Annotated in this window: 19 protein-coding genes; 7 read left to right on the plus strand and 12 right to left on the minus strand. The window is 67.4% G+C overall.

Annotation, left to right across the window (positions count from 1 at the left end):
- Nucleotides 1-161 precede the first annotated feature (161 nt).
- Complete coding sequence (locus tag VH571_RS06120) at nucleotides 162-3,560, minus strand: pyruvate carboxylase (RefSeq protein ID WP_423263745.1); 3,399 nt, start codon at nucleotides 3,558-3,560, stop codon at nucleotides 162-164.
- A gap of 75 nt (nucleotides 3,561-3,635) precedes the next feature.
- Between VH571_RS06120 and VH571_RS06125 the strand changes: the two genes are divergently transcribed.
- The gene (locus VH571_RS06125; RefSeq protein WP_055961752.1) at nucleotides 3,636-4,451 is read left to right on the plus strand and encodes a ParA family protein; all 816 of its coding nucleotides are present in this window, start codon (nucleotides 3,636-3,638) and stop codon (nucleotides 4,449-4,451) included.
- Nucleotides 4,452-4,526: 75 nt separating this feature from the next.
- Here VH571_RS06125 and VH571_RS06130 read toward each other — a convergent pair whose 3' ends face one another.
- The 3 genes from VH571_RS06130 to VH571_RS06140 form a co-directional block, all read right to left on the minus strand.
- Nucleotides 4,527-5,009 carry a MerR family transcriptional regulator gene (locus tag VH571_RS06130; protein ID WP_123944210.1) on the minus strand — a complete coding sequence of 161 codons (483 nt, stop codon included), beginning with the start codon at nucleotides 5,007-5,009 and terminating at the stop codon, nucleotides 4,527-4,529.
- Nucleotides 5,010-5,252: 243 nt separating this feature from the next.
- Entirely contained in the window at nucleotides 5,253-5,951 is a 699-nt protein-coding gene (locus tag VH571_RS06135) for a MerR family transcriptional regulator (protein WP_055957478.1), read from the minus strand.
- Nucleotides 5,951-6,427, minus strand: coding sequence for an FHA domain-containing protein (locus VH571_RS06140; RefSeq protein WP_194606282.1), 477 nt, complete (start codon nucleotides 6,425-6,427; stop codon nucleotides 5,951-5,953). The genes VH571_RS06135 and VH571_RS06140 overlap by 1 nt, the downstream gene beginning before the upstream one ends.
- A 185-nt stretch (nucleotides 6,428-6,612) precedes the next feature.
- Here VH571_RS06140 and VH571_RS06145 point away from each other — a divergent pair, with 185 nt between their 5' ends.
- Nucleotides 6,613-8,307, plus strand: a complete 1,695-nt coding sequence (locus VH571_RS06145) for a S1C family serine protease (protein ID WP_423263746.1) — start codon at nucleotides 6,613-6,615, stop codon at nucleotides 8,305-8,307.
- Between the two features lie 397 nt (nucleotides 8,308-8,704).
- Here the strand turns inward: VH571_RS06145 and VH571_RS06150 are convergent, their stop codons facing one another.
- From VH571_RS06150 to VH571_RS06160, 3 genes are all read right to left on the minus strand, one after another.
- Nucleotides 8,705-9,574, minus strand: a complete 870-nt coding sequence (locus tag VH571_RS06150; protein WP_423263747.1) for an NUDIX domain-containing protein — start codon at nucleotides 9,572-9,574, stop codon at nucleotides 8,705-8,707.
- A 58-nt stretch (nucleotides 9,575-9,632) separates the two neighbouring features.
- On the minus strand, nucleotides 9,633-10,040 hold the full coding sequence (locus VH571_RS06155) for a hypothetical protein (protein WP_423263748.1): 408 nt from the start codon (nucleotides 10,038-10,040) through the stop codon (nucleotides 9,633-9,635).
- A 159-nt stretch (nucleotides 10,041-10,199) separates the two neighbouring features.
- The gene (locus VH571_RS06160; protein WP_423263749.1) at nucleotides 10,200-11,132 is read right to left on the minus strand and encodes a J domain-containing protein; all 933 of its coding nucleotides are present in this window, start codon (nucleotides 11,130-11,132) and stop codon (nucleotides 10,200-10,202) included.
- Nucleotides 11,133-11,254: 122 nt separating this feature from the next.
- On the opposite strand from VH571_RS06160, the gene VH571_RS06165 reads away from it, so the two are divergent.
- Nucleotides 11,255-11,809 (plus strand): hypothetical protein, encoded by a 555-nt coding sequence (locus VH571_RS06165; RefSeq protein ID WP_055957457.1) that lies wholly within the window; start codon nucleotides 11,255-11,257, stop codon nucleotides 11,807-11,809.
- Here VH571_RS06165 and VH571_RS06170 read toward each other — a convergent pair.
- On the minus strand, nucleotides 11,806-12,180 hold the full coding sequence (locus VH571_RS06170; protein ID WP_199726209.1) for a TIGR02611 family protein: 375 nt from the start codon (nucleotides 12,178-12,180) through the stop codon (nucleotides 11,806-11,808). The genes VH571_RS06165 and VH571_RS06170 overlap by 4 nt on opposite strands.
- A 103-nt stretch (nucleotides 12,181-12,283) precedes the next feature.
- On the opposite strand from VH571_RS06170, the gene VH571_RS06175 reads away from it, so the two are divergent.
- From VH571_RS06175 to VH571_RS06185, 3 genes are all read left to right on the plus strand, one after another.
- Entirely contained in the window at nucleotides 12,284-13,255 is a 972-nt protein-coding gene (locus tag VH571_RS06175; RefSeq protein ID WP_423263750.1) for an aldo/keto reductase, read from the plus strand.
- A gap of 46 nt (nucleotides 13,256-13,301) precedes the next feature.
- The gene (locus tag VH571_RS06180) at nucleotides 13,302-14,186 is read left to right on the plus strand and encodes an aldo/keto reductase (protein WP_423263751.1); all 885 of its coding nucleotides are present in this window, start codon (nucleotides 13,302-13,304) and stop codon (nucleotides 14,184-14,186) included.
- A gap of 145 nt (nucleotides 14,187-14,331) precedes the next feature.
- Nucleotides 14,332-14,733 carry a DUF3224 domain-containing protein gene (locus VH571_RS06185; protein ID WP_055957445.1) on the plus strand — a complete coding sequence of 134 codons (402 nt, stop codon included), beginning with the start codon at nucleotides 14,332-14,334 and terminating at the stop codon, nucleotides 14,731-14,733.
- A 58-nt stretch (nucleotides 14,734-14,791) separates the two neighbouring features.
- Here the strand turns inward: VH571_RS06185 and VH571_RS06190 are convergent, their stop codons facing one another.
- The 3 genes from VH571_RS06190 to VH571_RS06200 all read right to left on the minus strand — a co-directional run bounded on the left by VH571_RS06190 (nucleotide 14,792) and on the right by VH571_RS06200 (nucleotide 17,343).
- On the minus strand, nucleotides 14,792-15,796 hold the full coding sequence (locus tag VH571_RS06190) for an aldo/keto reductase family protein (protein WP_423263752.1): 1,005 nt from the start codon (nucleotides 15,794-15,796) through the stop codon (nucleotides 14,792-14,794).
- Nucleotides 15,797-15,926: 130 nt separating this feature from the next.
- A complete protein-coding gene (locus tag VH571_RS06195; protein ID WP_123943641.1) occupies nucleotides 15,927-16,595 on the minus strand; it encodes a DUF1345 domain-containing protein in 669 nt (222 codons plus the stop codon).
- Between the two features lie 103 nt (nucleotides 16,596-16,698).
- Entirely contained in the window at nucleotides 16,699-17,343 is a 645-nt protein-coding gene (locus VH571_RS06200) for a hypothetical protein (protein ID WP_423263753.1), read from the minus strand.
- A gap of 511 nt (nucleotides 17,344-17,854) precedes the next feature.
- On the opposite strand from VH571_RS06200, the gene VH571_RS06205 reads away from it, so the two are divergent.
- A complete protein-coding gene (locus VH571_RS06205) occupies nucleotides 17,855-18,397 on the plus strand; it encodes a YbhB/YbcL family Raf kinase inhibitor-like protein (RefSeq protein ID WP_423263754.1) in 543 nt (180 codons plus the stop codon).
- Here the strand turns inward: VH571_RS06205 and VH571_RS06210 are convergent, their stop codons facing one another.
- The gene (locus tag VH571_RS06210; RefSeq protein WP_423263755.1) at nucleotides 18,398-19,798 is read right to left on the minus strand and encodes a hypothetical protein; all 1,401 of its coding nucleotides are present in this window, start codon (nucleotides 19,796-19,798) and stop codon (nucleotides 18,398-18,400) included. It lies immediately after the preceding gene.
- Nucleotides 19,799-20,526 lie beyond the last annotated feature (728 nt).

A 20,526-nucleotide genomic window follows, 5' to 3' on the forward strand; every position in this document is an offset into this window, starting at 1 on the left:
GTAATGCTGGTGCTGGTCGTGCTGGTGCTGGTCGTGCGGGTGCAGCGGTGCAAATTTGAAGGAAAAACGCCCGGTCGCCGACGGAGACAAGCCGATCGGCGGGGGTCCGGGTCGAGAATCTCCTTCAAATTTGCAGGTGGGGCGGGCGGGCGAGGGCTGGGCTACTTGACGACGACGAGCAGATCGCCGGCGTCGACCTGCTGGGTGGTCGGGATCGCGAGACGCTCCACGATTCCGCCGACGGGTGTCGTGATCGCCGCCTCCATCTTCATCGCCTCGATGGTAGCGACCGGGGCGCCTGCCTCGACGCGGTCTCCGGCAGCCACCTTGAGCGTGACGACGCCCGAGAAGGGTGCGGCGATCTCGCCGGCAGCAGTCCGATCGGCCTTCTCAGCGGCACGGGCCGACACCTCGATCGACCGGTCGCGGATGAACACCGGCCGCAGCTGCCCGTTGAGCGTCGTCATCACCGTGCGAACGCCCTTGTCGTCGGCCTCGCCGATCGCCTCCAGCCCGATGTAGAGGTTGACGCCCTTCGCGACCGGCACCGTGTGCTCGACACCGGGCTTGAGCCCGTACAGGTAGTCGGGCGTCGAGACGACCGACAGGTCTCCGTACGAGTCGACGATCTCGCGGTACTGCTTCGTCGGCCCCGCGAACAGCAGACGGTTCAGCGTCTCCTGGCGGGTACGACCGGGCTCGGCGAGAAGGGCGAGATCCGAAGGATCCACGGGCTCCACACCGATCTTCACGTCGCGGCCCGCCAGCACCTTGCTCCGGAACGGCTCGGGCCACCCGCCCGGCAGGTCGCCGAGCTCGCCGGCCATGAACCCGATCACGCTGTCCGGGATGTCGAACTTCGCCGGATCGCGCTCGAACTCGGCCGGATCGGCGTCTGCCGCCGCGAGCTGCAGAGCGAGGTCGCCGACGACCTTCGACGACGGCGTGACCTTCGTCGGGCGGCCGAGGATCCGATTGGCCGCGGCATACCAGTCCTCGACCTTCTCGAATTGGTCACCCAGGCCGAGGGAGATCGCCTGTTGCCGCAGGTTCGACAGTTGCCCGCCGGGGATCTCGTGCTTGTACACCCGGCCCGTCGGGCCCGCGAGACCCGACTCGAAGGGCTTGTAGACGCGCCTGACGGCCTCCCAGTACGGCTCGAGATCGCTGACGGCGTCGAGCGACAGGCCGGTGTCGCGCTCGGTGTGGGCGAGGGCGGCGACCAGAGCCGAAGCCGAGGGCTGAGACGTCGTACCGGCCATCGGGGCGCTTGCCACGTCGACGGCGTCGGCCCCGGCGCGGCTCGCGGCGAGGAGGGTCGCGAGCTGGCCGCCCGCGGTGTCGTGGGTGTGCACGTGCACCGGGAGGTCGAAGCGCTCGCGGAGGGCGCCGACGAGCTTCTCAGCCGCGCCGGCTCGGAGCAGGCCCGCCATGTCTTTGATGGCGATGATGTGCGCGCCGGCCTCGACGATCTGCTCGGCGAGCCGGAGGTAGTAATCGAGCGTGTACAGCTCTTCCGCCGGGTCGAGGAGGTCGGCGGTGTAGCAGAGCGCCACCTCGGCGACCGTGGTGCCGGTCTCGAGCACAGAGTCGATAGCCGGACGCATCTGGGAGACGTCGTTGAGGGCGTCGAAGATGCGGAAGATGTCGACACCGGTCGCCGCGGCCTCCTTGACGAAGGCGTCGGTGACTTCGACCGGGTACGGCGTGTAGCCGACCGTGTTGCGGCCGCGCAGGAGCATCTGGATGGCGATGTTGGGCAGGGCCTCCCGGAGGCTCGCCAGACGCTGCCAGGGGTCTTCGCCGAGGAACCGCAGAGCGACGTCGTAGGTCGCGCCACCCCAGGCCTCCACGCTGAACAGCTCCGGCGTCATGCGCGCCACGTGGGGCGCGACAGCGAGGAGGTCTTTCGACCGGACACGCGTCGCGAGCAGAGACTGGTGGGCGTCACGCATCGTGGTCTCGGTCACCGCGAGGGCGGTTTGAGCGCGGAGGGCCGACGCGAAGCCGACCGGGCCGAGGGTCAGCAGGCGGTGCCGGGATCCTTCGGTCGGTTCTGACCGCAGGTCGATCGACGGGAGTTTCACAGCCGGGTCGATGGCGCCCTCGCCGGGGCCGTTCGGCCTGTTGACGGTGACGTCGGCGAGCCAGGTGAGGATCTTCGTGCCGCGGTCTTTCGAGACGTGGCCCTCGAAGAGCTGGGGGCGCTCCTCGATGAAGGAGGTGCTGAGGTCGCCCGCAGCGAAGGCCGGGTCTTCGAGCACCGCCTGGAGGAACGGGATGTTCGTCGAGACGCCGCGGATGCGGAACTCGGCGAGACCGCGCTTGGCTCGCACGACGGCGGCGGGGAAGTCGCGGCCCCGGGCCGTCATCTTGGCCAGCATGGAATCGAAGTGCGGGCTGATCTGGGTGCCCGGGTTGATCGTTCCGCCGTCGAGTCGGATGCCGGCGCCACCCGGCGAGCGGTAGGTCGTGATACGACCCGTGTCGGGGCGGAAACCGGCGTTCGGGTCTTCGGTCGTGATGCGGCACTGGAGAGCGGCGCCGCGGAGGTGGATCTCGGGCTGGGTGAGGCCCAGCTCGTGCAGGGTCTCCCCTGCCGCGATGCGCATCTGCGAGAGCACCAGGTCGACATCGGTCACCTCTTCGGTGACGGTGTGCTCGACCTGGATGCGCGGATTCATTTCGATGAAGACGTGCTCGCCGCGGCGCTCCCCCGCCGTGTCGAGCAAAAACTCGACGGTGCCGGCATTGACGTAGCCGATCGATCGGGCGAAGGCGATCGCATCGCGGTGCATCGCCTGGCGGGTGGTCTCGTCGAGGTTCGGTGCCGGGGCGATCTCGACGACCTTCTGGTGTCGCCGCTGCACCGAGCAGTCGCGCTCGAACAGGTGCACCGTCTCGCCGGTCGCGTCGGCGAGGATCTGCACCTCGATGTGACGAGGGCGGACGACCGCCTGCTCGATGAACATCGTCGGGTCACCGAAGGCGCTGTCGGCCTCGCGCATCGCCGCCTCGAGGGCCGACCGGAGGTCTTCCGGCTTGTCGACCCGGCGCATGCCGCGACCGCCGCCGCCGGCGACGGCCTTGGCGAACACGGGGAAGCCGATCTCGTCGGCACCGATGATCAGAGCCTCGACGTCGCGGCTCGCGGGCGTCGACTTCAAGACCGGCACTCCGGCCGCGATGGCCTTCTCTTTTGCGGTGACCTTGTTGCCGGCCATCTCGAGCACGTGCTGGCCCGGACCGATGAAGGTGATGCCCGCCCTCGTCGCGGCTTCGGCCAGCTCCGGGTTCTCGGACAGGAAGCCGTAGCCGGGATAGATCGCGTCGGCGCCGGACTCGACGGCCACCCGGATGATCTCGGAGACGTCGAGGTACGCGCGGACCGGATGCCCGACTTCGCCGATCTGGTAGGCCTCGTCGGCTTTGAGCCGATGCATGGAGTTGCGGTCTTCCCAGGGATACACAGCAACGGTTTTCGCACCCAGCTCGAAAGCGGCTCGGAAGGCCCGGATCGCTATCTCTCCGCGGTTTGCGACAAGGATCTTGGAGAACAAGGAGGAGCCTTTCTTCGCCGCGCCTCGCGGCCCGCTTTTAGGTGCTTCAACAGTAGTGAAGGTATCGTCTTGTTCGTGCATGTACTCAGCGTCAGCTCTCTCAAAGGCGGCGTCGGCAAGACGACCGTGACGCTCGGACTCACGTCGGCTGCCTTCGCCAAGGGTCTCCGGACCCTCGTGGTGGATCTCGACCCCCAGTCCGACGTGTCGACGGGTCTCGACATCAACGTAGCCGGGCACCTCAACGTGGCCGACGTCCTGGCCTCGCCGAAGGAGAAGACGGTCCGCGCGGCCATCGCTCCGTCGGGCTGGACGAAGGGCCGCACGGGCAAGATCGACGTGATGATCGGCAGCCCCTCGGCGATCAACTTCGACGGGCCCCACCCCTCGATCCGCGACATCTGGAAGCTCGAAGAGGCTCTCGCGAACGTCGAAGCCGACTACGACCTCGTCTTGATCGACTGCGCTCCCTCGCTCAACGCGCTCACCCGGACGGCCTGGGCCGCATCCGACCGCGTGACTGTCGTGACCGAGCCCGGCCTCTTCTCCGTCGCCGCAGCCGACCGCGCGCTCCGCGCCATCGAAGAGATCCGTCGCGGCCTCTCCCCCCGTCTTCAGCCCCTCGGCATCATCGTGAACCGCGCTCGCGTGCAGTCGCTCGAGCACCAGTTCCGCATCAAAGAGCTACGCGACATGTTCGGGCCCCTCGTGCTCTCCCCCCAGCTGCCGGAGCGCACCTCGCTTCAGCAGGCTCAGGGAGCCGCGAAGCCGCTCCACGTGTGGCCGGGCGAGAGCGCGCAAGAGATGGCGCGCAACTTCGACCAGCTGCTCGAGCGCATCATGCGCACGGCGAAGATCGGCGACTACGCCGAGCCTGCCGTTCAGCGCTAGCCCGGCGCTCGCGCGCCGAGACCTCAAAAAAGACCGCTTGGCAGCTCGCCAAGCGGTCTTTTTTGAGGTCTCGCGCTAGGAGGCGCGGGTTCTTCTTGCTGCGAGTTCGTCGGCGGGGTCGGCGGCCGGCGTCGAGTCGAGCTCGACGAGGCTGTTCTCGACCTCACGCAGCACTTTGCCGACGGCGATGCCGAAGACACCCTGACCGCGCGAGACGAGGTCGATGACCTCGTCGTTCGACGTGCACAGGTACACGGAGGCGCCGTCGCTCATGAGGGTGGTCTGTGCAAGGTCATTGACGCCCGACTCACGGAGCTGGTTGACCGCGGTGCGGATCTGCTGCAGGGAGATGCCGGTGTCGAGGAGCCGCTTGACGAGTTTCAGCACCAGGATGTCGCGGAATCCGTAGAGACGCTGCGTGCCGGATCCTGCGGCTCCGCGGACGGTCGGTTCGACGAGACCGGTGCGAGCCCAGTAATCGAGTTGACGGTAGCTAATGCCGGCGGCACGAGCGGCGGCGGTGCCGCGGTAGCCGTGGTCGTCTTCGAGCTCGATCATGCCGTCGGTGAAGAGGAGCTCTTCGCCGTACGACGAGCGGGGCGCTGATGCCTGGTGCGGTGCGTCGCCGAGGGACTCCTCGGGGGAACCTGACTCACTCATTAAGCGCCTTCCAACTTTAAGGTTCAACATCGGGTTGATGGTTGTACCGAGGTCAACCGTAGCGACAACCCCGACCCGACCGGGCCACATCCGCTCCGACACGACGGCGTGTCTTCGGATTGGCTCGAACCCGAAAGAAGTCTAAGCGTCGAGGCGGCCGAGCGCCGAGCGAATGAGCGAAGTGCGGACGATCTCGAGCTGCTCGGAGATCTCGCGGGCCATCTCGGCCACGCGGGCGCGACCCGCCGCATCGCGGCGTCTGGCCGTCGGTGCGACGGCGCTCTCGATGAGACCCATCTCACGCTCGGCGGCGGCTCGGAACGGCCGGAGGTGCCGCGGTTCGATGCCGGTTTTGGCCAGTTCGACGAGTGCGGTCATGACCTTGACGTGATCGTCGCCGTAGTAGTCGGCGGCCGGAAGAAGGGAGGTCTGGACGGCGTCGTCGACGAGAGCCGCGGAGGCGCCCGACTCGGCGATCAGCTCGTCGCGGCCGAGTCGACGACCGCCTGACAGCATCGATGTGGGTGCCGCACCGGTGGGCAGAGACAGGGGGCGACCGGCATCGAGGTCGTCGAGGTGCTGACGTATGACCTTCAGCGGAAGGTAGTGGTCTCGCTGCAGACCCAGGATGAAGCGCAGCCGCTCGACGTCGTCGCCCGAGAATTTGCGGTAGCCGGACTCGGTGCGAACCGGGGTGACCAGCTGGCGCTCTTCGAGAAAGCGCAGCTTGGAGTTCGACAGATCAGGAAAATCGGGCTTCAGACGAGCCAGCACCTGACCGATCGTCAACAGGTCGGAGGAGCCCGGGGCGGAAACCGCCCGAGCCAGTGCGCGGGGCACTACCTCGTCGCCAGGTTCGCGAGATCGACTCGAGATGCGTAGAAGGTGAGGCGGAACTTGCCGACCTGGACCTCGGCGCCATCGCTGAGGAGGGCCTCGTCGATGCGGACGCCGTCGAAGTAGGTGCCGTTGAGCGAACCCAGGTCTTTGACACTGAACGACGTGCCGTGACGGTGGAATTCGGCGTGCTTGCGACTGACGGTGACGTCGTCGAGGAAGATGCCCGCGTCGGGGTGACGACCGGCGACGGTGACGTCGGCGTCGAGGAGGAACCGCGCACCGATGTTCGGCCCACGGCGGACCACGAGAAGCGCTGAGCCCGACGGGAGGGACGAAACCGCCTCGCGCTCGTCGGACGAGACGCCCCCTTCGAGCGCGGCGAGCTGGGCTTGGAACTCCTCATTGAAGCTGAGGGTCGTGTCTACCTCTCGACGCTGATCGTGCGCGTCGTTCGGTGGGGTGGCTGACTCTGCCATCGTGGACCTCCTGTGGCCACCAAGCGTAGCGGAATCGTTACGCGCCTTCAGCACCCAATTCACGGGTTGGGCTCCAAGGCTCTTATTGCGCTCTTCACCACTGCCACTCAGAGTCGTCATAGGGATTTCCATGCATGGGCGCATTGGATGAATGCACGTCACCACCCCGCCCCAGGAAGGCAATCATGACCGACAGCAGCAAGAACGACAGCGGCAACACCACTCCCGGTGCACCTGGAACCCCCGAATCCCACGGCACCGGCGACGACCAGAACGTAACCAACGAGCAGAACCAGGCGACCGAGCCCCTCGCAGCGACGCCGGGCGACGACGCCCCGACCGTCGAGGCTCCGACCGTCGAGGCTCCGACGGCGCACACGCTTCCGTACCGCACCGGACCGACGCCCGCTCACTTCGTCAGCGAGGCGCACCCCACCCAGTCGGCGACACCAGGATCCGAGTGGGCCGAGATGGGCCACGACAGTTACGCCACGCAGAACCAGGGCGGCTCCCCCGCCGGCCAGTACGCGCAGTCGGGCCAGTACCCGCAGGCTCCCGGCCAGTACGGCCCGGCCGCGCAGTCGCCGTACGGCACCCGACCAGTTCCCCCGGCGTTCCAGAACCCGAAGCGACGCCCGAAGCGCTGGATGACGATCGCCGGCGCCGCAGCAGCCGGTGTGATCATCGCCGGAGCCGCCGGCGGCGGTGCCTACGCCATCGGTCACTCGACCGGCGAGAAGGCGGCCGATGCGGCCGGTCAGAGCCAGACCCTGCAGCTGCCGGGCGGTTCGAGCGGCTCCGGTTCGAGCGGCAGCGACTCCTCGGGCGGTTTCGGCGCCTACGGCTTCGGCCAGGGCAACGGGACCGACGGATCCTCTGGTTCTGATGGTTCGAGCGGAACCGGCACCACACCGAGCGACGCCACCAGCGCCTCCGCGACCGAGAAGCAGGGTGTCGTCACCATCGTGTCGACGCTCGACTACAACGAGTCGTCGAAGTCGGCCGGCACCGGCATGGTCATGACCAGCGACGGTGAGATCCTTACCAACAACCACGTGGTGCAGGGTGCCACCAGCATCCAGGTGACCGTTGTCTCGACTGGCAAGACGTACACGGCCAAGGTGGTCGGCACCGATGCCACGAACGACGTCGCCGTGCTCAAGCTCGAAGACGCCAGCGGGCTGCAGACGGTTTCGTTCGGGGAGAACGACACCGTCGCCGCGGGTGACACCGTGCACTCGACCGGCAACGCCGAGGGCACAGGAAGCCTCGTCACGGCCAAGGGAACCGTGCTCGCCACCGATCAGTCGATCACCGTGCAGAGCGAATCGGGCTCCGGCACCGAGTCGCTGAAGAACCTCATTGAGGTCAGCGCCGACGTGGTCTCGGGCGACTCCGGCGGGCCGCTGCGCAACGCCGACGGCGACGTCATCGGCATCATCACGGCCGCGTCGTCGGGAACCTCCGACACGACCGGGTACGCGATCCCGATCTCGAGCGCGCTGTCGATCGCCAGCAACATCCTCGACGGCAACGAGTCCGGCACGATCCAGATCGGGCTCCCGGCGTTCCTGGGCGCGCAGATCTCGTCGACGGGTACCGGATCGGGCACCGGCACCGACGGCGGCACGGGCACCGGCACGACCGGCTCGGGTGTCACCATCGCGGGCACCGTCTCGGGCAGCGCCGCCGCTAAGGCTGGTCTCGTCGCCGGAGACACGATCACCGCGATCGACTCCAAGGCTGTCACCGACGCCGATTCGCTCACGTCGACCATCCAGTCGTACAACCCGGGCGACTCGGTCAAGGTCACCTACACCGACGCCAACGGCGCCAGCAAGACCGTCACCGTGACGCTCGGTGAGGGCCCCGCCGCCTGACCCCCGCGTCGCTCCGAGGCCGCTCTCCCTGCCGGGAGGGCGGCCTCGTGCTGTGTGCGGTTGGTGCTGCCACTCCGCTCCTGCTCCCGCTCCCGCTCGCGAGACTCCTCAATGTGCCCATGCGGACGGCCGCCATGGGCCATTTGCGGAGTCTCACTGCGTTGCTCGGTGGCAGCGGCGGCGTGGGCCACGTCGAGACTCCAGTAGTTGTGGGTGCGGGCCGGCACGACCCGCAACTACTCAGGTCTCGCGGGAGGCGTGCCGGAACTGGCTCACCCGCATCCTCACGAGCGTGAGGCACCCCCGGATGGCCAGATAACCCCCGAATGCCGGGGTCAATCCGGCCAGGCGGGGGTGCGTCAGCGACGTTGCCCCGGGCACGGGCCTAGGGGCGCAGCTAGGGCAGCAGGTCGAGCAAGGCGCGGGGGCCCATAACAACGGCACCGAGTGCCTCGACACGCACGGCGAGGCCGCGATCGGCGGTGACGACGACGGTACGCCCAGAGCCGACAGCACGAGCGGCCTCGGCGACGATGGCGGAATCGCCGTCGGAGGCGGCCCGGACGATGCGGAGAGCGGGGTCGGCCGGCGGATCCTCGAGGTCTTTCGCCTGCCCTTCGACGACGACGACGACCGACGGCCAGCGGACGGCGACCGAGTCGTCGTCGGCCACCGAAGCCGCAGGGAGTCCGTCAGACGTGAGCGCGGACAGCCGCCCGACCAGGCGAGACGTGGCCCCGGCGCGATCCTTCCACCAGCCGTCGGGGGTGGATCCGACGACGTTCGCGGCGTCGACGACGAGCGTCAGCCGCGACGAGAGCAGGGGCCGAAGCCGAGCCCACGACGACGCAAAGCCCGGGTGGAGGGGCAGAGCGTCGACGGAGTCGATCGGCACCCACTCGAGCGCCTCGCTCTCGCCATCGCCGATGACCGGCTCGAACGGGACGACGGCCTCGGCCACGACCGTCGTGTACGACCAGAACCCCAGATCGACCACCGAGGTGAACAGGAGCCGAAGCGCCGACGCCGGAACGCTCGCCTCTTCGGCGCTCTCGCGCAGGGCACCGTCGACTGCAGATTCGTCGAACGCCCTAGCCCCGCCGGGGATACCCCAGGTGCCGCCGAAGTGGCTCCACTCGACGCGGTGCTGAAGAAGAACGCGACCGGACGCATCGACGATCAGCAAACCGGCCGCACCGGCCTTGCCCCAGAATTTACGGCCGTCGGGCGCTACGACCCAACCGTCGGCGGGTCCGTGGATGCTCACGACACGAGCTTGCCACGTTCCGGGAGAGGCAGACGCCGCCCTAAGCCTCCCGCTCCCGTCAGAAGAGCGGACGGACAAACAGCTGGAACAGGATGCCGAGCGCCCCGAAACCGGCGAGGCCGAAACCCCAGAGAGCGCGACGACGGCCGAACGGGCCCTTGCCCCGGGCGTCCAGCTCGTGCGCACGGCGGAGCGCGAGCACGCAGAACACCGCCGCGACGACTGTCGGCACGAAATAGAAGTCGAGGAAGATCGCGACGATCCCGGCGACGAAGCCGATCACGGCGAAGACGTTGGTGAGCTCGGGATCGCGGGGAGTCGGCGCCACCGAGAGACCAGGATCCGACGCGTCGACCTTCGCCCCCGCGGCCTGCGCGAACTGGCGGCGCAGCCTCTCGGCACGCAGCGTCATCGACGTCACGGGCCGGGCGGGCTTGCTGGCGAGCTCGTCGTCGTCGTCTGGCACGGATCCTCCTGGTTCGCCCTCCAGGCTACCCGTCGCTCCACCGGGTGATTGTGCTGGATCTGATGATGCGGCTCGCTTCACACCAGCAGATCGGGGCCACTCACCGGACCGTGGCGGTGCCGAAGACCCGAGGGCGGAGCGTTGCGAGCCACAGGCGGATCAGACGAATCGCACTGCCTGCTGGAGTCGGTCCCGCAGCTCGAACACGTCGACGCGGTCGGTGCTCTCGCCCCCGGTGAGAGCACCACGGAGCACGTGCGGGAGCACTGACCGGCGCACGAGGAACGTCGAGTTGCGCCGACCCTTGCCCGCCGGTTCGACCGGGTCGTCGAGAGCCTCGTCGGGCACGACGATGAGCTGCGCGGTGAAGGGCACCCGGCTCGACTTCTCGAACGCCCGTGCGCTGCGGGTGAGGGTTCGCACCGGCTGCTCCCCCGCCACCAGGTTGGCCGTCTCGACCTCCCCCCTGACGAGTCGCACCGACGAACCCCAGTCTTCGGAGTTGATCGCATAGAGGCCCGTGGGGGCAAGGACGATGTGGTCGAGCTCGGGCTCGCGCCCGCAGGCGACGTTGCTCCAGATCGTGTAGGCGATGCCCAGGTCGACGACAGCGGTCGCGGTGGTCTCTTCGGCAACGGCCTTCGCCAGGATCCTGCGGATCTCTGAGGGTGCCGACCGCACGAGCGCCGGGTCGTACGGATCGTCGAGCGGCTCTCCTCGCCCGACCCACTCGCGCATCAGCTCGAGGAACCTCACGCGCTCCTGGCCGCCCGGGTGCCCGAAGGCGCGGGCACGCGGCTTCGACTCGGCGCGCGGTCGCGGGGGTCGCGGAGCCCAGGTGTGGCCGGAGCCCTCGGATGACGCCGACGAGCGCGGACGCGCGGTGCCGCTGTCGTAGCGGGCCCTGTCTTCGGGGGTGCCGATGCGCTCCCAGGCGATCTGCACCTGCCGGAACCGCTCGGGGGTGCCGCCGAGGTCGGGATGCGTCTCGCGGGCCAGGCGGCGATAGGCCTTGCGGAGGTCGTCTTGGCTGCTGCTCGCGTCGACGCCGAGAACCTCGTACGGGGTGGCGGCGGCGGGGCTGTCAGACATGAGTATCGAGAGAATACCGGGCGGTCGCTGGAAACCATCGGCGCGCAGCCCGGGAGTCCGCCAACACCGAGGATCCGGCCCGACGTCAGCGCGGCCCACCGATCTCTCGTTAGGCTCGTTCCGTGACTGACGACGACCTCACTCCCCCGGCGAAGCGCAACGTCAAGGCTCTGACGGCGTTCCTCGCCGAGCTCGAGCAAGGCGACGCCGTCGTCGCGACCTTCTCGACCGAGCGGTACGGCGTGTTCGCCGTGCGGGGCTCGGTCATGTACTCGACGTCGCTCGCCGGCTCGACGCTCGGCAGCCACCCGCTCGACTCGAACAAGAAGCCGCAGCGCACCCTTCAGCTGCTGCGCACGTACCACTCGGCCGAACGCGCAGCGGCGGAAGAGGCACTGCCGACCTCGCCACCCGCGGTGGGCGACACTGTGGCGCACGGGGCGCTGCTGCGCGTCACGTTCGCGGAACCCGCCTACGGGGTGTTCGACATCGCTGGTGTCGCCGTGCACTCGACCGTCGATGACAGCGTGCTGGTCGGATCGTGGATGGTGTCGACGGGCGGAGTGGTGTCAGACCGGGTGCGGGCCGTCGAAGTGCTCGCCGAGGCCGGCGGCCACGAACTCGCCGTTCCCCGCGAGATCACGACGTGGGGCACCGAAGCGACCGCTGAGGTCTAGCGCTGGGCAGTGGCCCGCTGAGAGCGCTGCGCTCGCTCGGCCGCCCGACGGCGACGCCGGGCCTGGAACGAGGCGATGACTGCCTTGACCTTGCGCTGTACCCACATGTTGAACCGGTGGGCGGCAGGGAACTCGGTGCCGAGCAGCGCCAGGCCGAGAAAGACGACGAGCCAGCCCGGACCGGGAAGCGGGATCAGGATCAGCCCGATGATCACGACCGTCACCCCGAGCACGCCGATGAGGATCTTGTAGGCGAGACGAAGGCGCGGGTAGAGGTTGAGGCGCGCGCGAAAGAGACGACCCCGCTTCGCCACCTTCGAGTTGCGAAGTCGGTGGTGGTGCGCGGGGTGGTTCTCCTCGTGCATCGACATTCGGGGATCGTACCGATCCTGCGTGGGAACAACCGGCACGCCGGGTGAACAGCGCCTGTGCGCGAGACGGGCGAACGCCGACCCGAGGGTCTAGGCAGGAGGTATGGACTACACACATCTCGGACGCACGGGACTCTCCGTCTCCCGAACCATTCTCGGCACCATGAACTTCGGCCCGCAGACGACCGAAGACGACTCCCACGCGATCATGGATGCCGCCCACGACAAGGGCGTCAACTTCTTCGACACGGCCAACGTCTATGGCTGGGCCAAGGGCGAGGGCATCACCGAGCAGATCATCGGCCGCTGGTTCGCCAAGGGCGGTGGGCGTCGTGAGAAGACGGTGCTCGGCACGAAGCTCTACGGCGACATGGGAGATTGGCCGAACGACGGCAAACTCTCCGCCCTCAACATCCGTCGCGCTCTCGACGCGAGCCTGAAGCGACTGCAGACGGACTACATCGACGTCTACCAGTTCCACCATGTCGACCGTGACACCCCCTGGGACGAGATCTGGGGCGCCATCGAGGTGGCCGTCGCACAGGGCAAGATCCTCTACGCGGGGTCGAGCAACTTCGCCGGCTGGCACATCGCCCAGGCGCAGGAGGCCGCGAAGTCGAGGCACTTCCTCGGGCTGGTCAGCGAGCAGTCGCTCTACAACCTCATCGCCCGCGACATCGAGCTCGAGGTGCTCCCGGCGGCGCGCCACTACGGCCTCGGCGTGATCCCGTGGTCGCCGCTTCAGGGCGGGATCCTCGGCGGCATCATCGGCAAGGAAGACGGCGGAAAGCGTCGTCTCGAAGGTCGATCGAAGGAGTTCGTCGACAGCCACCGCGCTCAGCTCGAATCGTACGAGAACCTGGCGAAGGAGCTCGGCCACGAGCCCGGCGAGCTCGCTCTCGCCTGGTTGTTGCACCAGCCCGGAGTCACCGGCCCGATCACCGGGCCGCGCACCATGGCGCAGCTCGACTCGGCCGTCGCCGCCGTCGACATCAAGCTCGACCAGGACGCCCTCGATAAGCTCGACGCGATCTTCCCCGGCCACCAGCCCGCTCCCGAGGACTACGCGTGGTGACCAGCCGGATCCTCAAGCCCTTCTTTTCATCGTCGAAAGAGAACTCATGAAGACACGCACCATCGGAGACGTCACCGTCAGCGCCATCGGACTGGGCGCCATGCCCATGTCGATCGAAGGGCGCCCCGAGCGCAAGCGGTCGATCGCCACGATCCATGCCGCTCTCGAAGCCGGTATCACGTTCATCGACACCGCTGACGCCTACAGCCTGTCGGGCAAGCTGGACGACGAGGGCCACAACGAGATCCTCATCGCCGAAGCCCTGAATGCCTGGCACGGCAACACCGACGAGATCCTCGTCGCGACCAAGGGCGGCCACACCCGCGTCCACAATAAAGACGGCGGCTGGGATCAGGACGGCCGCCCCGAGCACCTGAAAGAGGCCGCGAAGGCTTCGGCCAAGCGGCTCGGCGTCGAGTCGATCGGGCTCTACCAGTTCCACCGACCCGACCCCTCGGTGCCCTACGCCGATTCGATCGGTGCACTGGTCGAACTGCTCGACGAGGGCGTCATCCGGATGGCCGGTATCTCGAACGCCGACGTCGACCAGATCCGCGAGGCGAACGACATCCTCGACGGTCGACTCGTCAGCGTGCAGAACCAGTTCTCGCCGGCGTTCCTGTCGTCGACGGCCGAGCTCGAGCTCTGCGACGAGATGAGCGTCGCGTTCCTCCCCTGGAGCCCCCTCGGCGGCATCACCAACGCGGCCGACCTCGGTCAGAACCACGCCGTGTTCGCCGAGATCGCGAACGCCCGCCGGGTCAGCCCGCAGGTGCTCACGCTGGCGTGGGAGCTGAAGAAGTCGGAGGTCGTGATCCCGATCCCCGGGTCGTCGCGTCCGCAGTCGATCATGGATTCGGCGACAGCCGCGTCGATCAAGCTAAGCGACGAGGAGTTCGGCCGCCTCGAAGCGGCGAGCATTCCCGCGTAGCTCGTAACGACACTCCCTTTCGGGCCCGGCACCGCCTTTCGGCGGGGTCGGGCCCGATTTGCGGTGTCGGGGCCGAATTGTGGTGTCGTGCCCGGTTCGCCATCGGGGCCGGTTCGCCGTCGGGGCCGTCGGGTAGCGTGAGCGCATGGACATCGTCGAGACCCTGACCCTCCGCTTCGACGTCACGGCGGCTACACCGGTCGAGATCCCGGGCGCCGACGCGTCGTGGGTGCAGGGCCTGGCCATGCACAAGACGTTCACGGCCGGGCTCGTCGGGCAGAGCGACCTGGTCTTTCTCACCTCGGGCGAGGAAGAGACCGGTCGCGGCTACGTCGCCGTCGAGCGCCTGTCGGGAACCCTCGACGACGGTCGATCGGGTGCCATCACCATCCACCACGGTGCGATGCAGACTCCGAGCGACTCCGGTCAGTTCGGCAACATCGTGCCGGGCTCGGGCACGGGCGACTTCGCTCGGTTTGCGGGGAGTGCGGCGATCCAGCACGACAACGGCGGTCCGTTCTTCGTGCTGAGCCTTCTTTCTTCGTAACCCCGAAGGATCCTCGGGCTCGGCCCCGCATCATGCGCCGGGGCCGAACCCGAACTCGCTAGGCTTCGCGGCCCACCGGCATCTGCGTCTTCGACGGGTCGGTCTCGGCCAGCCCCTCGAACACCGCCTCGATGCGCGCAACGACGTCGGCCTCGAGCTTCACGCCGGCCGCGACCGCATTCGACTCGACCTGCTCGGGGCGAGACGCGCCGATGATCGCCGACGCGACATTGTCGTTGTGCAGAACCCAGGCGAGCGACAGCTGCGCCTGGGTCAGACCGAGATCGCTCGCGATCGGCTCCAGCTGAGCCACGGCGTCGAGCACGTCATCGCCCATCCAGCGAGAGATCATGCCGGCGCCGCCCTTTTCGTCGGTCGCGCGGGATCCTGCGGGCAGTTCTGCACCCTTCTTGTACTTGCCGGTGAGCACGCCCTGAGCCACGGGCGACCAGACGATCTGCGAGATACCGAGCTCTTTCGACGCCGGCACGACCTCGTCTTCGATTACGCGCCAGAGCAGCGAGTACTCGGGCTGATTCGAGATGAGCTGGATGCCGAGCTCCTTCGCGAGGGCGGACCCGTCGCGGAGCTGCTGCGCGTTCCACTCGCTGACGCCGATGTAGAGCACCTTGCCCTGGCGGACCACGTCGGCGAACGCCTGCATCGTCTCTTCGAGCGGGGTCTCGACGTCGTAGCGGTGCGCCTGGTAGAGGTCGACGTAGTCGGTCTGGAGACGCTTCAGCGACCCGTTGATCGACTCGGTGATGTGCTTGCGGCTCAGACCGGTGTCGTTGTGACCCTTCGGCCCGGTCGGCCCGTAGACCTTGGTGAAGATCTCGAGCGACTCGCGACGCTCGCCCTTCAGTGCCTCGCCGAGAACCGTCTCGGCCTGAGTGTTGGCGTACACGTCGGCGGTGTCGAAGGTCGAGATGCCGACGTCGAGCGCCTTACGCACGCACGCGGTAGCCGTGTCGTTCTCCACCTGGGAGCCGTGCGTCAGCCAGTTGCCGTAGGTGAGCTCGGAGATCTTGAGGCCCGAGTTGCCGAGATACCTGAATTCCATGCGAACGATGCTCCTTGTCGTGGGCGCGTCGGTGCGCCCGCGCCAACGCTACTCCGCGGGTGAGCGCTCACTCGGGTGCAGCCGCACGGGTTGACAGGAGCGGATCGAGCGATACTCCGAGCGTCGCCGGTCAGGATCCGAGCCCGGCGACCAGGTTGATCAGGGTCGCCAGGATCACCGTGCCGAACAGGTACGACAGGAGGCAGTGCCGGAGCACGACGTGCCGAATCGCGCTGGACGACACCGTGGTGTCACTCACCTGAAACGTCATCCCCAGATCGAACGCGAGGTAGGCGAAGTCGGCGTAGTCGGGCGGCTCGGGCTGGTTGAAGTCGATTCCGCCCTCGGCGGTGCCGCTGTAATAGAGCACGGCGTAGCGGAGCATGAAGAGCGTGTGCACGAGGAACCACGAGAGCGCCACACTCACTACCGCGAGCCCCGCGAGGAGGCCAGCCTCCGCTCCCGAGGCGCGGTTGGCCGACACGACGAGCGTGGCGACCGCGGCCAACGACGCGGTGCACGCCACGATGAGAAGCAGATGGCTCGTGGGGCGCGAGGGGTCTTCGCGGGTCGCATGCTGACGGGTCTGCTCGCCGCTCAAGCGCCCGACGGCGAGCCACACCCAGACGAGGTAGCTGAGGCACGCGGCGGCCCAGCCGATCACGATCGACGAGAGGCCAGCTCCGAACAGGCCCGCGGCTCCTCCGACCACGACGCCGATCGCGATCATCGCTGCGAACCGGAGCCGGGAGCGGCCCTTGACGGCGTCGGCTGCGGCTGCGGTCGCGAGTGTGCTCATGGTCTGATCGTGGCACGTGCGGGCGGTTGTGGCGGGCGTCCCGTGGCGCGCCCGGCGCGCGCGGGACGTCGAGATCGCACTTGTGGTCGGGTGGCTCCGACCACTACTGCGATCTCGGCGCGATTCGCGCGGCGTCCCGCGCGTCGGCCTCGCGTCTCCCCCGGGCAAGCGCCGCCTCGGCATGCTGAACGAACTGGTCCCAGTTCGAACCGAACAGATCATCGTCCGACACATGGATGCTGTGCCACCCTGCCGCCGAGAACCGCTCACGCCGTCGGATGTCTTCTCGAAAGGTCTTACGATCTGTCCGGTGGTGATCGCTGTCGTACTCGATACAAACGCGCTCTCGCCCGTAGATGATGTCGGGCCTGCCGATGAATCGACCGTCCGCGTCGTGGACATCACAGTTGAGCAGAGGCGGCCGGAAGCCGGCGCGCCCGAGTCGGAGTCGAAGCCGGGTCTCCCTCCGCGACTCGGAGCCGACCCTCGCGAGATCGAGGGCCCGTCGAATGCGAAGGACTCCACGCTGTCCCCTTGAACGAGCGGCAGTCCGTCTCAGATCATCCAAATCGAGACCACAAGCCCTACCCACGAGCCAATCGGCCAAGGCTACGAGATCGTCGTCGTCCACCTCGTCCGCTCCAGTGAGTGCGGCGGATTCGAAGAAGGAGGTGACGGCATCACTTACCCGGAGACCGTTCTTTGTGACGACTTGGGCACGTTCGCGTGAGACACGATGCCCGGTCACGCCCCGACGCCTCATGATCGGACCACTACCGAGAGTTGTGACGTGAAGTGGGCCTCCCGGTACGGGCATTCCCCAGATGCCCGCGGCTGTCGTATGGCTGAAGAACTGATCCGCCCCGAGCCCGGGCGCGAAGCGCTGCGCATCCGTCAGGGAGCGGAGCGATCTATGCAGGCGCAATCCACGCGTGACGACGATGAGGTCTGACCGCCGCAGGCGATTACGCCCGACAATCGGCACGGCATCACGCACTCGAAACGGTTGGTTACGGAGTGACGCTGGAAGACGCGAAGCTTTCATTTCGGCAAGCCTGGTGAGTTGCCGGATCCTTCGCTCGCGCTTTCCACAGGCGAGCTCCGGTGCCGATATCGCAGTACAGGTCGCGATGACCCGACGCGAACTGCGATCTCGGCAAACCAGCGGGCCTCAAGAGGCGGCGGGGCGGCGGCAGCTGAGCGCAAAGCCGGTGGGCTCGTGTAGAACGAAGGCGACAGACGCAACAGAAGGAGTTTTCATGAGCAGCACCTCGACCCCCTCGCCGTACGACGCCATCGGCGACGTTCCGAGCTTTACCCTCACCTCGACCGACGTTCAGGATGGCGCCCCGCTTTCGACGCCTCAGGTCTCGGGCATCTTTGGGGCCGGCGGCGACGACGTCAGCCCGCAGCTGTCGTGGTCGGACTTCCCCGATGAGACGAAGAGCTTCGCCGTCACCATGTACGACCCCGATGCGCCCACCGCAGCAGGCTTCTGGCACTGGGCCGTCGTCGATGTGCCCGTGTCGGTCACATCGCTCGAGTCGGGAGCGGGCGATGCCGAGGGCTCCGGGCTACCCGACGGTGCCTTCCAGCTGAAGAACGACGGTGGTCTCGCGCACTTCCTCGGCGCCGCACCGCCAGCCGGGCACGGCCCGCACCGCTACTTCATCGCCGTGCACGCCGTCGACGTCGAGACCCTCGGCATCGACGACACCGCATCGCCGGCGTTCCTCGGCTTCAACCTCTTCTCGCACACCCTCGCGCGCGCCGTCATCGCGCCGTGGTGGGAGGCGAAGTAGTCACCGAGCAGTAAACCTGCTGTTCCGCTCTACCCCCGCGGCGGCCGTCCATTCGGCGGCCGTCGCGACGGTGAAGGGCTTGCCGAACTGCAGCGGAGTGGTCGGGTCCAGTTCGATGGTGTTGCGATCGAGTCGGAGCTCTGGCGGTATGCCGGCACGGAAGTACGCGTAGTTCTGAGCCGCGTAACGAAAGGTGTTGCCCGAGATGTCGATGGGTGACGGGAGCTCCATTCCGTAGAAGAGCAGGTGGGTGCTCTTACCGACGTTGTCGGGGCGGACGCGCGCACCCCACCCACCGCCGGCGTTCGAGCAGACGTTGTCGACGAAGGCGCAATCGACGAAGCCGGAGCCCGGGCCCCGGTCGGTGCCGCTCGACCACACCTCGAAAGACTGCGTGTTGTCGACGGCCGTGTTGCCGCGGAACACCACGTCACGCCATCCCCGCGCGGTCGGCGTCTGCGGCCCTTGACAGGTGAACGCGACGTCGTAGCACTGGCTCACGGAGCAGTTCTCGACCAGAACGCCCGAGGCTCCGATGCCTATCTCGATGCCGTTGCCGAAGCGAGCCCCCGGTGAGCCGAACAGCTCCCCACCGCCGATCTCGGTGATTACCAGATCACTGAGGTGGAGGTTGTGGACTCCTCCGGACGGCGTGCGGACCCCGTGAGCTCCGCCACCGCGCAATTCCAGACCGGAGACGGCCATTCCGCTCTGAGATGCAATGAGATGCTCGCCGACCGCCATCTCGACCCGCCGCCCGTGTAGCGACGGGTTTTCTTGCGACCGGATGACGAACGGATTGGCGTTCGAGACGAAATCCCAGTCGTTGACGAGCTCGGATCTGCTCCAGCGTTTCTGGCCATGGATCATCCCGTCGACCTTTACGAAGCCGACGTCGACGTTCTGCGAATCGACGTTGCCCGTGTATGCGCCGGAGCGCAGGGTGAGGTCGAGGCTCCAGAGGCCGTCGCCGACCGGCTTCCACTGGGTGGGGTCGTCGCAGATCTTGTATCCGCAGATCACCGGGCGGTCGCCCTCGCCGTAGGCGTCGAGGACGAGCGGGGCGGGCGTCTCCGCCGTCGATTCGAGGGCGGGGATGTGCTCGATGTGCCCGTAGAACGTGTCACCACGCCGAAACAGGACGCTGTCGCCCCGAGTTACGGCGCCCGTGTAGAGAGCTGTGCCCAACCGGTTGAGAGACCGCCAGGCTGTTGCGGGTGTGCGCCCGTCGGCGCTGTTGTCGCCGGTTGAAGCGAGGTAGAAGAACCGTCGCTCGGGGCTCGGTTGCCTCGTCGCGGCCTGTGAGGGCGACGCCGGCGCGAGGGCACCCGCGATCGAAGCACCCAGCGCGGTCGTCAGGAGTGTGCGCCGCGAGAGCGAGCTGGTGTTGGATTTCGACACAGACTAAGCGTAGACCTTGTCGGGAATCTAGAATCCAATATGTTTCAACCGGACCGCAATGAGGGGCTTCCACGATCACGGCCTGCGCGACCGCCAAGGGCACCCCGTCGACGAACCGAGGCACCATGCATCAAGAGGGCACGATCAGACACCCAGGCGCACTACTCGATTCCACGAACGCGCCCTCGGGGTATAACCCCTTCCGCGTGCGACTAGCCCCTAAGCGAGCTGTGCCAACTTGATATTTGAATAGACGTAGATGTTCGGAATAGTTCGAGAGGTGGTGCGAACTGGGCGCCGAGAAAGGAACGCAAGGTGGGACTCGCAGTCACTTACATTCACAGGACCGGGGTGTGCTCGCGAAACAGAACCCTGTACTGGTACGACGTGCGGGGCGGAAGTGTCATCCAGTGCCGGACCTCGGCCCCCAAGTGAGGCAACGTGCGGTGTCTCGAGAACGGCTCGTGCAAACGGCCATTCTGTTCTGGGCACTCTCGATGGTCGGCTACTACGCAAGCTTCGCCGTCTTTGCAGGCTTCAGCCACTTTCTGGGGAACGCACTCGTTGTTCCCTCGTCAATCTGTATGGCCCTCGGCTTTGGTCGATACAAGAAGGCACGCGCACTCCGGAATAAACCACCGCGAGTCGAATGACCTATCTCTACTGCCAAGCAGTCTGAAGAACCGCAGGCAGAGGTCTCGGCACTTCCCAGACGAAGTGGGSGGGGG

The sequence above is a fragment of the Frondihabitans sp. 4ASC-45 genome, assembly GCF_049472575.1.
Taxonomy (GTDB): Bacteria; Actinomycetota; Actinomycetes; order Actinomycetales; family Microbacteriaceae; genus Frondihabitans.